The sequence below is a fragment of the Kitasatospora sp. NPDC053057 genome (genome assembly GCF_044546945.1).
In the GTDB taxonomy this organism is placed as follows: Bacteria; Actinomycetota; Actinomycetes; order Streptomycetales; family Streptomycetaceae; genus Kitasatospora.
The window spans coordinates 55323-68516 of record NZ_JBITZP010000031.1; the positions used below are offsets into that span (position 1 = coordinate 55323).

Annotated in this window: 13 protein-coding genes and 1 pseudogene; 8 read left to right on the plus strand and 6 right to left on the minus strand. The window is 73.2% G+C overall.

Annotation, left to right across the window (positions count from 1 at the left end):
• Positions 1-184 precede the first annotated feature (184 nt).
• The 4 genes from ACIG5E_RS27850 (at position 185) to ACIG5E_RS27865 (ending at position 3502) form a co-directional block, all read left to right on the plus strand.
• Entirely contained in the window at positions 185-862 is a 678-nt protein-coding gene (locus tag ACIG5E_RS27850) for a response regulator transcription factor (protein WP_030257458.1), read from the plus strand.
• 39 nt (positions 863-901) lie between these two features.
• Complete coding sequence (locus ACIG5E_RS27855) at positions 902-2443, plus strand: ATP-binding protein (protein WP_396537812.1); 1542 nt, start codon at positions 902-904, stop codon at positions 2441-2443.
• A complete protein-coding gene (locus tag ACIG5E_RS27860; RefSeq protein WP_396537814.1) occupies positions 2440-2760 on the plus strand; it encodes a hypothetical protein in 321 nt (106 codons plus the stop codon). Before ACIG5E_RS27855 ends, ACIG5E_RS27860 begins: the two co-directional genes overlap by 4 nt.
• A 157-nt stretch (positions 2761-2917) precedes the next feature.
• Complete coding sequence (locus tag ACIG5E_RS27865; RefSeq protein ID WP_396537816.1) at positions 2918-3502, plus strand: VanZ family protein; 585 nt, start codon at positions 2918-2920, stop codon at positions 3500-3502.
• A 113-nt stretch (positions 3503-3615) separates the two neighbouring features.
• Here ACIG5E_RS27865 and ACIG5E_RS27870 read toward each other — a convergent pair.
• Positions 3616-4245, minus strand: a pseudogene (locus ACIG5E_RS27870) (PhzF family phenazine biosynthesis protein); the annotation flags it as partial.
• Between the two features lie 155 nt (positions 4246-4400).
• On the opposite strand from ACIG5E_RS27870, the gene ACIG5E_RS27875 reads away from it, so the two are divergent.
• A complete protein-coding gene (locus ACIG5E_RS27875; protein WP_396537818.1) occupies positions 4401-4928 on the plus strand; it encodes a hypothetical protein in 528 nt (175 codons plus the stop codon).
• A gap of 75 nt (positions 4929-5003) precedes the next feature.
• Here the strand turns inward: ACIG5E_RS27875 and ACIG5E_RS27880 are convergent, their stop codons facing one another.
• Positions 5004-6392 carry a hypothetical protein gene (locus ACIG5E_RS27880; protein ID WP_396537820.1) on the minus strand — a complete coding sequence of 463 codons (1389 nt, stop codon included), beginning with the start codon at positions 6390-6392 and terminating at the stop codon, positions 5004-5006.
• Positions 6393-6748: 356 nt separating this feature from the next.
• On the opposite strand from ACIG5E_RS27880, the gene ACIG5E_RS27885 reads away from it, so the two are divergent.
• Complete coding sequence (locus tag ACIG5E_RS27885; protein ID WP_396537822.1) at positions 6749-6934, plus strand: PspC domain-containing protein; 186 nt, start codon at positions 6749-6751, stop codon at positions 6932-6934.
• Positions 6935-7020: 86 nt separating this feature from the next.
• Here the strand turns inward: ACIG5E_RS27885 and ACIG5E_RS27890 are convergent, their stop codons facing one another.
• The 3 genes from ACIG5E_RS27890 to ACIG5E_RS27900 all read right to left on the minus strand — a co-directional run bounded on the left by ACIG5E_RS27890 (position 7021) and on the right by ACIG5E_RS27900 (position 9831).
• Positions 7021-7386, minus strand: a complete 366-nt coding sequence (locus ACIG5E_RS27890; RefSeq protein ID WP_396537824.1) for an ATP-binding protein — start codon at positions 7384-7386, stop codon at positions 7021-7023.
• 213 nt (positions 7387-7599) lie between these two features.
• Positions 7600-8757 carry an adenosine deaminase gene (locus tag ACIG5E_RS27895; protein ID WP_396537826.1) on the minus strand — a complete coding sequence of 386 codons (1158 nt, stop codon included), beginning with the start codon at positions 8755-8757 and terminating at the stop codon, positions 7600-7602.
• Positions 8758-8862: 105 nt separating this feature from the next.
• Positions 8863-9831, minus strand: a complete 969-nt coding sequence (locus ACIG5E_RS27900; protein WP_396537828.1) for a LysR family transcriptional regulator — start codon at positions 9829-9831, stop codon at positions 8863-8865.
• Between the two features lie 92 nt (positions 9832-9923).
• Here ACIG5E_RS27900 and ACIG5E_RS27905 point away from each other — a divergent pair, with 92 nt between their 5' ends.
• Together ACIG5E_RS27905 and ACIG5E_RS27910 are read left to right on the plus strand one after the other, a co-directional pair.
• The gene (locus ACIG5E_RS27905) at positions 9924-11216 is read left to right on the plus strand and encodes an MFS transporter (protein ID WP_396537830.1); all 1293 of its coding nucleotides are present in this window, start codon (positions 9924-9926) and stop codon (positions 11214-11216) included.
• A gap of 26 nt (positions 11217-11242) precedes the next feature.
• Positions 11243-11797, plus strand: a complete 555-nt coding sequence (locus tag ACIG5E_RS27910; protein WP_396537832.1) for a Uma2 family endonuclease — start codon at positions 11243-11245, stop codon at positions 11795-11797.
• Between the two features lie 27 nt (positions 11798-11824).
• Here the strand turns inward: ACIG5E_RS27910 and ACIG5E_RS27915 are convergent, their stop codons facing one another.
• The gene (locus ACIG5E_RS27915; RefSeq protein WP_396537834.1) at positions 11825-13102 is read right to left on the minus strand and encodes a thymidine phosphorylase; all 1278 of its coding nucleotides are present in this window, start codon (positions 13100-13102) and stop codon (positions 11825-11827) included.
• Between the last annotated feature and the right edge of the window lie 92 nt (positions 13103-13194).

The window sequence follows — 13194 nt, forward strand, 5'->3', positions numbered from 1 at the left end:
ATCCTGCCCGCCGGTTGTGATGGCGCTGTCCGCCGACTGTCACAGGGGTGTCACAGGGGCGGGCCTTTCGTCCCGGTCCGCCTCCCTCCGTACCGGACGCCGGCGGCCGTCCTTCCGGTTCCCATACGGGCAGTGACCGGTCCGGGGGGTGAATCGGCGCTTCCCGTAAGCCAAAATGGGGCCCGTGCCTTTCCTCCTACTGATCGAGGACGACGACGCCATCCGTACCGGCCTCGAACTCGCCCTCACCCGCCAGGGCCACCGCGTGGCCACCGCCGCCTCCGGCGAGGACGGCCTGAGGCTCTTCAAGGAGCAGCGGCCCGACCTGATCGTCCTGGACGTGATGCTGCCCGGGATCGACGGCTTCGAGGTCTGCCGTCGGATCCGCCGCACCGACCAGCTGCCGATCATCCTGCTCACCGCGCGCTCGGACGACATCGACGTGGTGGTGGGGCTGGAGTCCGGTGCGGACGACTACGTGGTGAAGCCGGTGCAGCCGCGCGTGCTGGACGCCAGGATCCGGGCGGTGCTGCGGCGCGGCGAGCGCGAGAGCTCGGACTCCTCCGCGTACGGCAGCGTGGTGATCGACCGGGCCGCGATGACCGTCACCAAGGACGGCCAGGACCTCCAGCTCACCCCGACCGAGCTGCGGCTGCTGCTGGAGCTCAGCCGCCGCCCCGGCCAGGCGCTCTCCCGCCAGCAGCTGCTGCGGCTGGTCTGGGAGCACGACTACCTCGGCGACTCCCGCCTGGTGGACGCCTGCGTGCAGCGGTTGCGGGCCAAGGTCGAGGACGTGCCGTCCGCACCGACGCTGATCCGCACCGTACGCGGCGTCGGCTACCGGCTGGACCCGCCCGCCTGACCCTTCCCATTCTGAACTCCCGTATCACGACAGGCTCTTGTGACTGACCATCAGCAGACTGCCCGACGGTTCTCGTCCGGCCCGTGGCGGCGGCTGCGCTCCCTGCGGGTGCGGCTGATCGCGGTGTTCGCGGCCGTCGCGCTGCTCGCCGCCGTCTCGGCCTCCGGCATCGCGTACTGGCTGAACCGCGACGCGGTGCTCAAGCGCGCCCAGGACACCGCGCTGAACGACTTCCGGGTCTCGCTCAGCCGCAACGTCTCCGACCTGCCGCTGAACGCCAGTTGTCCGGAGCTCTCCGCGCTGGCCTCCACCGTGGCGAGTTCCGGCCTGACCTACGACGTGGTCGTGGTGGACCCGGCGCACCCGGAGTGCCCGGCCTCCTCCGACCCGACGCACTTCACGCTGGCGGACGTCCCGGCGGCGCTGCAGTCCACCGTCGCCAAGCCGCGCGAGGTCACCGAGAGCAACCCGTACCCGTACCACCTGTACTGGCAGCGGCAGAACCTGGAGGGCCGCCCGTTCGTGATCGGCGGCACCAAGGTGCTCCCGAACGGTCCGACGGCGTACATGTTCAAGTCGCTGGAGAACGAGCGGGCCGACCTCAACACGCTGGGCTGGTCGCTGGCCATCGCGACGCTGCTCGCGCTGATCGGCTCGGCGTTGCTCGCCCAGGCCGCCTCGGCGACCGTGCTGCGGCCGGTCAAGCGGCTCGGCGAGGCCGCCAAGCGGCTCGGCGAGGGGCACCTGGACACCCGGCTGGAGGTCGAGGGCTCGGACGAACTCGCCGACCTGGCGCGGACGTTCAACCGGGCCGCGGAGTCGCTGCACGAGCAGGTCGAGGAGCTGAGCGCGCGCGAGGCGCAGAGCCGGCGGTTCGTCGCCGACATGTCGCACGAGCTGCGCACCCCGCTGACCGCGATGACCGCGGTGACCGACATCCTGGAGGACGAGGCCGAGTCGCTGGACCCGATGATCGAGCCGGCCGTCCGGCTCGTGGTCAGCGAGACCCGGCGGTTGTCCGACCTGGTGGAGAACCTGATGGAGGTCACCCGCTTCGACGCGGGCACCGCCAAGCTGGTCGCCGACGAGGTGGACATCGCCGACCTGATCATGTCCTGCATCGACGGCCGGGCCTGGTACGACGCGGTCGAACTGGACGCCCCGCGCGGCATCCTGGCCGTGGTCGACCCGCGCCGGCTCGACGTGGTCTTCGCCAACCTGATCGGCAACGCCCTCAAGCACGGCGGCTCGCCGGTGCGGGTCAAGGTCCGGCAGACCGACGACTCGGTCGTGGTCGAGGTCTCCGACAGCGGCCCCGGCATCCCCGAGGACGTGCTGCCGCACGTCTTCGACCGCTTCTACAAGGCCGACCGGGGGCGGGCCCGCTCCGAGGGCAGCGGCCTGGGGCTGTCCATCGCGATGGCCAACGCACAGATCCACGGGGGGACGATCACGGCGGCGAACGGGGAGGTCGGCGCGGTGTTCACCCTCACCCTGCCGCTGACCCCGCCACCGCCGCCGTCCGCGGGCGGGGCCGAAGGCGGCCCCACCGGCGGCGCCGAGCACAAGGACGCCACGTGACCTCCCCCACCCGCACCACCCTGCGCCGCACCGCCGGCGTGCTGTTCCTGCTCGTACTGGCCTCCGGCTGCGGCATCCGGCCGACCGCCGTACCGGTCGACGCCGGCGCGCCCGCCAGCCGGACGGCCTGCCCGACCGCCCCGCACATACCGACCGCCCTGGCCACCCCGACCGGCCCGGCCCCGACCGCCACCTCGGCCCGCGGCGCGGCCAAGGCCGGCGTCAGTCCGAGCCCCTCGCCGACCCCGGTGGCGCCGGGCTCGCCGCCGCCGGACAACGTGTTCAGCGCGGTGCCGACGGCCGCTCCGTGCCGCTAGCGGAGGGGGGAACGGGGGCGTGTCCTGGAATGTTCACGCCCGAGGTGGAACCGCCGCGCCACCGGCTCACGTCCTTCCCCCCGTGCAGCGAGATGGCACTGGGGCCCGCCTTCGAACTCCCGTCGTCCGCCCGGAGGGCGCGCCGAGCGGGGTTGGGGTGCGTGCTCCGCAAGGCGTCCACCGTCCCCTCCGGCTGGCCGGGCTGGCGGGCCTGGCCCTCCACCTGACACTGGTGCTCTGGCTGGTGCTCAGACCGCTGCCGGTGGCCTGGGTGTACGACGCCAACCTGACGCCGCTGGCCTCGCTCCGCTCCTCCACCACCTGGCAGGTGGTCGGCGAGTTCCTGCTGCTGGCCCCGCTCGGCGTCCTGCTCCCGCTGGCCGGCGGCCGGGTCCGGGCCCCCTGGCTGCCGTCCTTCCTGCGCACCACGGGCGCCTCCGCCCTGCTGGCGACCGGCCTGGAGTTCCTCTCCTCCTGGACGCCCGGACACGTGCTCAACGTGGACCACATACTGTTCGCCGTGCTCGGCGTGGTGATCGCCCACCTCGCCCTCGTCCCCGGCCTGCGCCACCTGCTGCGGACCCACCGGTCGAAGCCGCGGGCGCCGCGGGTATCCGTCCTGGCCGCCGCGCCGGTGACCGCCACCGTCACCCCGACGGTGGCGGTCGCACCCGCGGCCCGGCCGCGCGCCTACGCGGAGCCGACGCCGCCTACTCGCCCGCTCGCCTCCGGGCGCTCCTGATCCGACGCTGACGGTCGGCGCTCCGTCGCTCCTGCGTCGCCCTCTCGCTTCTCCCTTTCGACGTCGGCGCGCCCTTCGGCTCGGGGCAGGGCGGGCTGAGCCCCGGCGGGCACCACCCGGCCGCCGACCTCGACCAGCCCGCCCGGACGCGGGCCCGCCATCAGCTGCGAACCCCGGCCCTGGGTGATGGTCAGCGCCCGCCCGAGCCGCGCCGCCAGCAACAGGGCGGCCGCGCCGGTCGCCTCGTCCTCGTCGATCCCGTCACCGCGACCGGGGAAGGCCCGCGCCCGGACCGTACCGGCCGCCTCGTCCTGCCAGGCCCAGGCGTAGATCCACTCCCCCGGCGGCGGCACCTCCAGCGCCTCCACCTCGGCCACCGAGCCGTACTGCCGCAGGGTCCGCCCCGGAGCCCACTCCGGCCGGGCCTCGATCCGGGTCAGCCCGCCCTCGTGCCGGACGGCCACCACCCCGGCGGCGGTGACCAGTTGCTCCACCCCGAGCAGCCAGGCGGCCCCCACGCACGGGTGGCCGGCGAACGGCAGGCGCACGCTCGGGGTGTAGATGTCGATCTCCCCGCGCCCCGGATCGTCGACGAACACCGTCTCGCTGAACCCGAGTTCACGCGCGACGTCCTGCCGCGCCGCCCGCCCCGGCACGGCGGCACCGTCGCGCACCACCCCGAGCTCGTTCCCGTGCCGCCCGTCCGGCCCGCAAAAGACCCGCAGCACCTCATAATCAGTCATTTCCCACCTCGTCAATTACCGTTTCGGCGCAGCTCCGACGCAACGCAACGACACCGTGATGAAAAGGCGACGACGGATGTCGGTCGCCTCCAGTACTGTGCGCTTTCGTCCCCGGACGGTTCCCGTCGTTTTTCTCCTCCCACAGGAAACCCCCCTTGAACAATCTCGACTTCAGCGCCGAGCCGCTGTTCTCCTGGTACGTCGTCCTGCTGGCGCTCAGCGGCCTCATCATGCTGGTCCTCGGGGTACTGCCCCTCGGCGGCATGAAGGTCGGCCTGCGGATCTTCAACGTGCTCTTCGGCCTCGGATTCCTGGGGTACGCCTATTACCTCGCGTTCGTCTTCGAGGGCGGCGAGTACTTCATCTTCTTCAAGGCGTTCATCCTTCCGGTCGGCATGATCGTCGCCTCCGTGAAGGCCATCGTCGAGCGCAGCAACGCGAAGAACCGGCCGACCCCGCCGGTCGGGGCGTACAACCCGAACGCGCCGTACAACCCGAACGCGCCGTACGTCCCCGGCGCTGCCCAGCAGGCCGCGTTCAACCCGAACGCCCCGGTGGCTCCGCAGCCCGGCCAGCCCGTGCCGCCGCAGGATGCCGTGCCCCACCAGCCGGGTGCGCCGGTCCAGCCGGTGGCGGACAACCCGTACGCACAGCCGCAGCCGCCGCAGCAGCCGGCCGGCTGATCCCGCCGCACGAAGGCCGAAGGCCCGCCCGTCACCGCTGCGCAGCGGTGACGGGCGGGCCTTCGCCGTACCGGGTCAGTTGCGGGCGCCCTGGGCGCCGTTGCGGCGGCGGGCCACGACCAGGGTGCCGATGCCGAGGGCGATCGCGGTCGCGCCGGTGATCGCCATCGGGGCGGCGGAGGAGCCGCCGCCGGTGGAGGCCAGCCGGGTGGCGGTCACGGCGGCCGGCGCCGCAGCGGCGGCCTTCACGGCGTCGGCCGCCGGGCTCGGCGCGCCGGTGGTGACCTGCGCGGCCGGGACGGCGGCGGGGGCGGTGGACGGGGCGGTGGACGGATCGGTGGCGGCCGGAGCCGTACCGGTGGCGGGCGTGGTGGGGGCCGGGGTGCCGACGGAGCCCGCCGGGCCCGCGATGTTGAAGTCGGCCTTCGGGCTGGACGCTTCGGCCGCGCTCTCGCCGGCGCCGGGCAGCGTGCCCGCGATGGCGACCAGGGACTCGGCGAGGGCCGGGGCGTCCTTGGTGAAGGCCAGTCGGGCGTTGATCGTCCTGGTCCCGCCCTTCGGCAGGGTGATGACGTCGGCGTCCTTGCTGCCGGTCCGCAGGCCCAGGTAGAGCCAGGACGGGTGGTCCGAGTCGCCTCCGGGGGCGCCCGCCAGCCAGTCCCCGTTCGGTGCCTGGAACTCGAACTCGACCGTCCCCGAGGGGAGGATGTCCTGCCCCTGGAACACGACCGCGGGCACCAGCCGGAGGTCCTTGCCGCTGTTGTTGGTGAGGACCAGCTTGAGCGGCCTCGCCTCCGCGCCCGCCGTGAAGACGGCGGGCACCCCGTCGAGCCGCACGTCCGCCGTGGCAGCGGGCGTGGTCGCCGGAGTGGTCGGCGTGACCGCCGGGGCGATCACCAGGCTCGGGGAGCCGCTCATCGCGAACGAGGTGCGCTGCTCCGGCGGCAGGGTGGGGTCCGAGGCCACGGAGTTGAAGCCCGGCGCCACCCGGCCGGCCGGGGCGTCGGCGGTGACGGTGAGCCGCAGACGGTAGGCGACCTCGGCGCCGGGCGCCAGGTGCGGCCCGGCGGTCCGGTCGATGTCCCAGAGACCACCGGCGATCCCGCCGCTCGGCGTGGCGTCCTTCCACTGCGTACCGCCGGGGGCCTGGTACTCCAGCTTGAACTGGCTCGGCTTGCTGCCGATGCCCGTGTCCGCGATCGTGAAGACCGATCCCAGCACGTCGATCTGGTGGTCGGCGGTGTTCCTGAGGGTCGCGGAGAACTCGATCGGCGCGCCGCCCGCCTTGACCGTGTCGGGCAGGCCGACGAGGGCGACGGTGACCGGCGAGGAGGCCTGGGTGCCCTGGGTCGTACCGGTGGCCGCCGGGGCCGCGAGGGCGGCCGGGGCCGAGGCCAGGGCGACACCGGAGACCAGGGCGGCGGTGGCGGCCGCAGCGAGGATTCTGCGGGGCTGATTGCGCAAGGGAACCTCACGGAGGAATTCGGGCGTAACCCGATAAGAGTGCGAAATCGCAGGCGTGAGGGGCCTATTGAGGCCGTACAGGCGCCGCCGAATGCCCCCCACCAGCAGCGACCGCGGAATCATATCCCCCGGGTCGGACGGCTTTACGAACGGGCCCTCGGGGCCTCGGGACCGCCGGGCACCCCGCCGGCCTCCGGGGCATCCCCGAGACGGACCCCGACACGGGCCTACTCCTCCCCGGTGACCCGCCGGGGTCGGGAATCGCCTGGTGGGCGGAGGAATCCGGGCCGTCCGCGGCGGAGCATGGAAGTACGCCCGCCGGACCGCCCGGCCAGGCGGCAAGCCAAGGAGTCCCCATGAACGCGCGCCTCGCCCGTCCCCGCCACAACCGCGTCATCGCCGGCGTCTGCGCCGGGATCGCCGAGCGCTTCGGCGTGGCGCCGTTCACCGTCCGGCTGATCTTCCTGCTGTCCTGCCTGCTGCCCGGCCCGCAGTTCCTGATCTACCTCGCGCTGTGGGTGCTGCTCCCCCAGGAGCCGTGAGGCCGTACGGGCGGGGCACGACGACGGGCCGCCCGCTCCCGGAAACCCCGGGGGCGGGCGGCCCGTCGTCGTGCCAGTGGCCGGGATCAGCCGCCCAGGCCGGGCAGGGAGCCGGTCAGCCCGCCGATCGGGGTCTTGTCCAGGCCGGGGATGGACGGGACGGCGGCGCGCTGCTGGGTGACGCCGGCGATCGGGGCGGCGTCGGCGGCGGGCGCGGCCTGACCGGCGGTCGGGGCCAGGGTGCCGAGCGTGCCGGCGACCTTGTCGCCGCCGGGCAGCTTGGTGGCGGTGTCGGTGACCGCACCGGTCACCGCGGGGTTCGTGACCGCGCCGGTGGGCAGCCCGAGGCCGCCGGCCGCCTGGCCGGCCGCCGCGGAGGCGGTGCCGGCGCCGACCGCCGCGATGGCGATGCCGAGCGCCGCGGTGCCGGCGGCCTTGAGAGCCTGCTTCATGGTTCGTCCCCTTGAGTCCTCAGTCGGTGGCCGACGTCGCGCGGTCCGGCGGACGGGCGACCGTCGCCACGACCTGTCAGCAATGACTGGCACACCGTAGTGACAGGGTCGCGCGAGATCCAAAGGGCGTTCACTCACCCGAGTGACTAGTCAGATGAACGCCAACTTCCCTACAGGGAAGCGGCGTTCACCCGACCGCAGTGGCGCGCCGGCTCAGTTGCCGCCGGTACCCGCGCTGAACAGCCACTCCGCCTTGAGCTCGGCGTAGCCCGGCTTGATCACGTCGCTGATCATCGCCAGTCGCTCGTCGAAGGGCAGGAACGCGGACTTCATCGCGTTCACCGTGAACCACTCCATGTCGCCCAGCGTGTAACCGAAGGCGTCCACCAGGTGCCCGAACTCCTGGCTCATGCTGGTGCCGCTCATCAGCCGGTTGTCGGTGTTCACGGTGACCCGGAACTTCAGCCGGCTGAGCAGCCCGATCGGGTGCTCGGCGTACGAAGTGGCCGCCGCCGTCTGGAGGTTGGAGGTCGGGCACATCTCCAGCGGGATGCGCTTGTCGCGCACGTACGCGGCCAGCCGGCCCAGCTCGACGCTGCCGTCCTCGTTCACCGTGATGTCGTCCACGATCCGCACGCCGTGGCCGAGCCGGTCTGCGCCGCAGCACTGCAGGGCCTCCCAGATCGACGGCAGGCCGAAGGCCTCGCCCGCGTGGATGGTGAAGTGGTTGTTCTCGCCCTTGAGGTAGTCGAAGGCGGCCTGGTGGCGGGTGGGGGGGTAGCCGGCCTCGGCGCCCGCGATGTCGAAGCCGACGACGCCCTGGTCGCGGTGGCGGTTGGCCAGCTCGGCGATCTCCTGGGAGCGGGCGGCGTGCCGCATCGCGGTGATCAGGGTGCCGATGCGGATCCGGTTGCCGGCCGCGCGGGCGTTGGCCTCGCCGAGGCGGAAGCCCTCCTGGACGGCCTCGACGACCTCGTCCAGGGTCAGGCCGCCCTCCAGGTGCTGCTCGGGGGCGTAGCGGACCTCGGCGTACACGACGCCGTCGGCGGCCAGGTCCTCGGCGCAGTCGGCGGCGACCTTGATCAGGGCCTCGCGGGTCTGCATGACGGCGCAGGTGTGGGCGAAGGTCTCCAGGTAGCGGACCAGCGAGCCGGAGTCGGCGGCCTCGCGGAACCACTCGCCGAGTTCCTTGACGTCGGTGGTGGGGAGACCTTCGTAGCCGGTCGCGGCGGCGAGCTCGACCACGGTCTCCGGGCGCAGTCCGCCGTCGAGGTGGTCGTGCAGCAGGACCTTCGGCGCGCGGCGGATCTGGTCGGGGGTGGGAATGCGCGGGCCGGTGCCCGCGGTGGTGACGGGGATCTGCTTCTCCATTGCGGAAATATAGCCCCTACGCGCGTAGACCGACCACCGCGGACACCGCCGGATGGTCCAAAGTCCGCCCGGAATTCCTCCTCCCGGTCCATACGATCCGCCAAATCAGTCGTGGTGCAGCAGCCGCCCCCGCCGGGACAGCACGAAGTCCCGGAAAGCCGCCACCGGCGGGGTCAGCGGCCGCCCCGTCGCCCAGGCCAGGCCGATCGCCCGCCGGGTCCGCGGCGCGGTCACCTCCAGCTCCACCACCCCCGGCCGCGGCACCAGGGCCGGCGGCAGCAGCGCCACCCCCAGCCCGGCCGCCACCAGCCCGCGCAGGGTCTCGGTCTCCTCCCCCTCGAAGGCCAGCCGGGGCACGAACCCGGCCTGGGCGCAGAAACCGTCCGTGATCATGCGCAGCCCGTACCCCTGCTCCAGGCCGACGAACGGCTCCTCGGCCACCTCCGTCAGCCGGATCCGCCGCCGCCGGGCCAGCCGGTGGTCCGCCGGGACGACCAGGTGCAGCCGCTGCTCGTCCAGCGGGCGGGCGGTGAAGGCCGGGTCGTCCGGCAGCGGCGCCACCAGGCACAGGTCCAACTCGCCCGCCCGCAGCCGCTCCAGCATCGCCATGCCGTAGTCCTGCACCAGCTGGAACCGCACCTGCGGATGCGCCGCCCGGAACCCGCGCAGCAGCGCCGGGACGGCGTCCGGCCCCATCGTGTGCAGGAACCCGAAGGCCACCCGCCCCGCCGCCGGGTCCGCCTCCGCCCGGGCCGCCTCCGCACCGCGCTCCAGTTCCGCCAACGCCCGCTCCACCGAGGCCAGCAGCAGCCGGCCGGCTCTGGTCAGCCGGACCGTCCGGCCCTGACGGGCCAGCAGGTCCACCCCCAGCTCCTCCTCCAGCCGGGCCACCGCGCGCGACAGCGTCGGCTGCGGCACCCCGAGCAACGCCGCCGCCTGCGTCACGTGCTCCAGCCGGGCCACCGCGGCGAACTGCGCCAGCCGGGGCGCCAGCAGCACGGCCGGCTCGTCCGGCCCCAACTCGGCCGCCCGGTACCGCTGCTCCGCTCCGTCCGACACATCCGCCACGGTCATCCGCGCCTCACCTCGACTCATACGTCAGTGCATCGATCATCCACTCTTCATGCATTGGACGCATCAACCGCGCCGGGCCTACCGTCGACGTCATGCAGCCCGCCGATACCAGGGCATCCGTGCCCACCCCGGATGCCTCCACCGCCCGTACCCCCGGCGCCCCCGCGCTCGGCCACGACGACCGCCACCGCCCCGGCCAGCGCGACTTCCGCCGCGCCAACCTCGCCCTGTTCGCCGCCGGAGTCGCGACCTTCGTCCTGCTCTACTCCACCCAGGGCCTGCTGCCGGTCCTCTCGGCCGACCTCGACCTCACCCCCGGGCAGGCCAGCTGGACGGCCTCCGCCGCCACCCTCGGCCTCGCCCTCGGGCTGCTCCCCGCCAGCGCACTGTCCGACCGGTACGGCCGCACCGCGGTGATGACGGCCTCCACCCTCGCCGCCTCCGCGCTCGCCGTCGCCCTGCCCTTCGCGCCCGACCTCACCACCCTCGTCGCACTGCGCGTCCTCCAGGGCGCCGCGCTCGCCGGCCTGCCCGCCACCGCGATGGCCTACCTCGCGGAGGAGGTCCACCCCAGCGCGCTGGCCTCCGCGATGGGCTTGTACGTGGCCGGCAACAGCATCGGCGGCATGGGCGGCCGACTGCTCTCCGGCTGGACCGCCGCGGCCCTCGGCTGGCGCTGGGGCCTGGCCGCCTCCGCCGCCCTCGCCCTGCTCGCCGCGCTCGCCTTCCGGCTGCTGATCCCCGCCGCCCGGCACTTCACCCCGGCCCCGGTGGACGCCCGCGCACTCGCCCGTACGGTCGGCCGGCACCTGCGCAACCCGCTGCTGGTGCGGCTGTACGCGCTCGGGATGCTGTTCATGGCGGTGTTCGGCGCCGTCTACAACACCGTCGGCTACCGGCTGATCGCCGCCCCGTTCCACCTGCCGGAGTCGATCGCCGCCTCGATCTTCGTGGTCTACCTGGTCGGCACCGGCACCTCCGCCGCGGCCGGGCGACTCTCCGCCCGCCTCGGCCGCCGCGGCGCCCTCTACGTCGCCATCGGCGTCACCGCGGCCGGCCTGCTGCTCTCGCTCGCCGACTCACTGCTCTGCGCGCTGCTCGGCCTGGTCCTGATCACCGCCGGCTTCTTCGCCGGCCACGCCACCGCCTCCGCCGCCGTCGGCCGCACCGCCACCGAGGGCCGCGCCCAGGCCTCCGCCCTCTACCTGATCGCCTACTACCTCGGCAACAGCCTCGGCGGCACCCTCGGCGCCGACGCCTACCACTCCACCGGCTGGCCCGGCGCCGCCACCGTCGGCCTCACCGCCATGACCCTGGCCGCAGCGGTCACCCTCTACGCCACCCGTCAGGCGCATACCACGAGGCGAGCGGTCGCGGACGCTTGACAGTCTCCGCCGATACACTCCGGGATATGAGCATCGATCCTGCTGTGTACGCCCGGCTGCGGGAGATCGCGGATCAGCTGCCGCAGGTGCCGGGAATAGGGAAGATCGAGATCGCCGACGGCGAGATCGTCATGATGATGTCGCCGGTGAAGCGCCACGAACTCGCCGTCATCCGCCTGGCCCGGCAGCTCAACGCCCAGCTGCCCCAGACGCATCCCGGCTACATCGCCCACGGCGGCGCGGACTTGGAGGACGTCGGCCTCGGCCGGCTCCGAAACCCGGATCTGATGGTGTTCCCCGAGGCGGATCTGGACGACGACAAGCCGGCCTTCCTCCCTCACGAAATCCTTCTCGTCGTGGAGATCGTGTCCAAGTCCAACCCTGAGAACGACTACCACGGCAAGGTCCGCGACTACTCGGCCATGGGCATCCCGATGTATCTCCTGGTCGACCCCCGCAAGGGCACCGGAATCATCCACGACGGCCCCGGCTACGACTCCCGGGAGAAGTTCAAATTCGGCGACACGATCACGGTCGGCCCCTGGACCCTCGACACCAGCGTCCTGCGGACGTACGCCTGAGCGCACGTCCGCAGGACACCGACCGGATCAGGCGATGCGGTCGAGGACGATCGGGTTCGGGGTGAAGGCCGTGCCCGCCGGGGAGACCTCGATGCCGCCCGCCAGCGCCTCGATGGCGTAGTCGTAGCGCTCCGGGGTGTCGGTGTGGAGGGTCAGCAGGGGCTGGCCGGCCACCACGGTGTCGCCGGGCTTGGCGTGCATCTCGACGCCGGCGCCGGCCTGGACCGGGTCCTCCTTGCGGGCGCGGCCGGCGCCCAGGCGCCAGGCGCAGACGCCGATGGCGTAGGCGTCCAGCGCGGTGAGCACGCCGGAGGCGGGCGCGGGGATGACGTGCTGCTCGCGGGCGACCGGGAGCGGGGCGTCGACGTCGCCGCCCTGGGCGGCGATCATGCGGCGCCAGTGGTCCATCGCGGAGCCGTCGCGGAGGGCGTCGGCCGGGTCCTTGCCGTGCACCCCGGCCGCGGCGAGCATCTCGCGGGCGAGCGCGAGGGTGAGCTCGACGACGTCGGCCGGGCCGCCGCCGGCCAGGACCTCGACGGACTCGCGGACCTCCAGCGCGTTGCCCGCGGTGAGGCCGAGCGGAGTGGACATGTCGGTGAGCAGGGCGACGGTGTTGACCCCGGCGGTGGTGCCCAGGCCGACCATGGTGCGGGCGAGCTCGCGGGCGTCGTCGAGGTTCTTCATGAAGGCACCGGAGCCGACCTTGACGTCCAGCACCAGCGCGCCGGTGCCCTCGGCGATCTTCTTGGACATGATCGAGGAGGCGATCAGCGGGATGGCCTCGACGGTGCCGGTGACGTCGCGCAGCGCGTACAGCTTCTTGTCGGCGGGCGCGAGGCCGTCGCCGGCCGCGCAGATGACCGCGCCCGAGTCGCGCAGCACGTCCATCATCTCGTCGTTGGAGAGCAGGGCGCGCCAGCCGGGGATGGACTCCAGCTTGTCCAGGGTGCCGCCGGTGTGGCCGAGGCCGCGGCCGGACAGCTGCGGGACGGCGGCGCCGCAGGCGGCGACCAGCGGGGCGAGCGGGAGGGTGATCTTGTCGCCGACGCCGCCGGTGGAGTGCTTGTCGCTGGTGGGCAGCGGCAGCGAGGAGAAGTCCATCCGGACGCCCGAGCGGATCATCGCCTCGGTCCAGCGGCTGATCTCGTGCGGCTTCATGCCGTTCAGCAGGATCGCCATGGCCAGCGCGGACATCTGCTCGTCGGCGACCTCGCCACGGGTGTAGGCGTCGATGACCCAGTCGATCTGAGCGTCGCTCAGCTCTCCGCGGTCGCGCTTGGTCCTGATGACGGAGATGGCGTCCATGCGTGCTCCAAGAGGGGTTCAGATGCGTCAAACAGATGCGACAAAAGCGAAGAGTGTCGCGAGATGACCGGGTTCCGGCCCACTCGCGACAC

Coding starts and splice junctions, on each gene's coding strand:
- ACIG5E_RS27915 (WP_396537834.1), bottom strand. CDS start 13,102: ATGGACGCCATCTCCGTCATCAGGACCAAGCGCGACCGCGGAGAGCTG.
- ACIG5E_RS27905 (WP_396537830.1), top strand. CDS start 9,924: ATGCAGCCCGCCGATACCAGGGCATCCGTGCCCACCCCGGATGCCTCC.
- ACIG5E_RS27910 (WP_396537832.1), top strand. CDS start 11,243: ATGAGCATCGATCCTGCTGTGTACGCCCGGCTGCGGGAGATCGCGGAT.
- ACIG5E_RS27885 (WP_396537822.1), top strand. CDS start 6,749: ATGAACGCGCGCCTCGCCCGTCCCCGCCACAACCGCGTCATCGCCGGC.
- ACIG5E_RS27900 (WP_396537828.1), bottom strand. CDS start 9,831: ATGACCGTGGCGGATGTGTCGGACGGAGCGGAGCAGCGGTACCGGGCG.
- ACIG5E_RS27895 (WP_396537826.1), bottom strand. CDS start 8,757: ATGGAGAAGCAGATCCCCGTCACCACCGCGGGCACCGGCCCGCGCATT.
- ACIG5E_RS27890 (WP_396537824.1), bottom strand. CDS start 7,386: ATGAAGCAGGCTCTCAAGGCCGCCGGCACCGCGGCGCTCGGCATCGCC.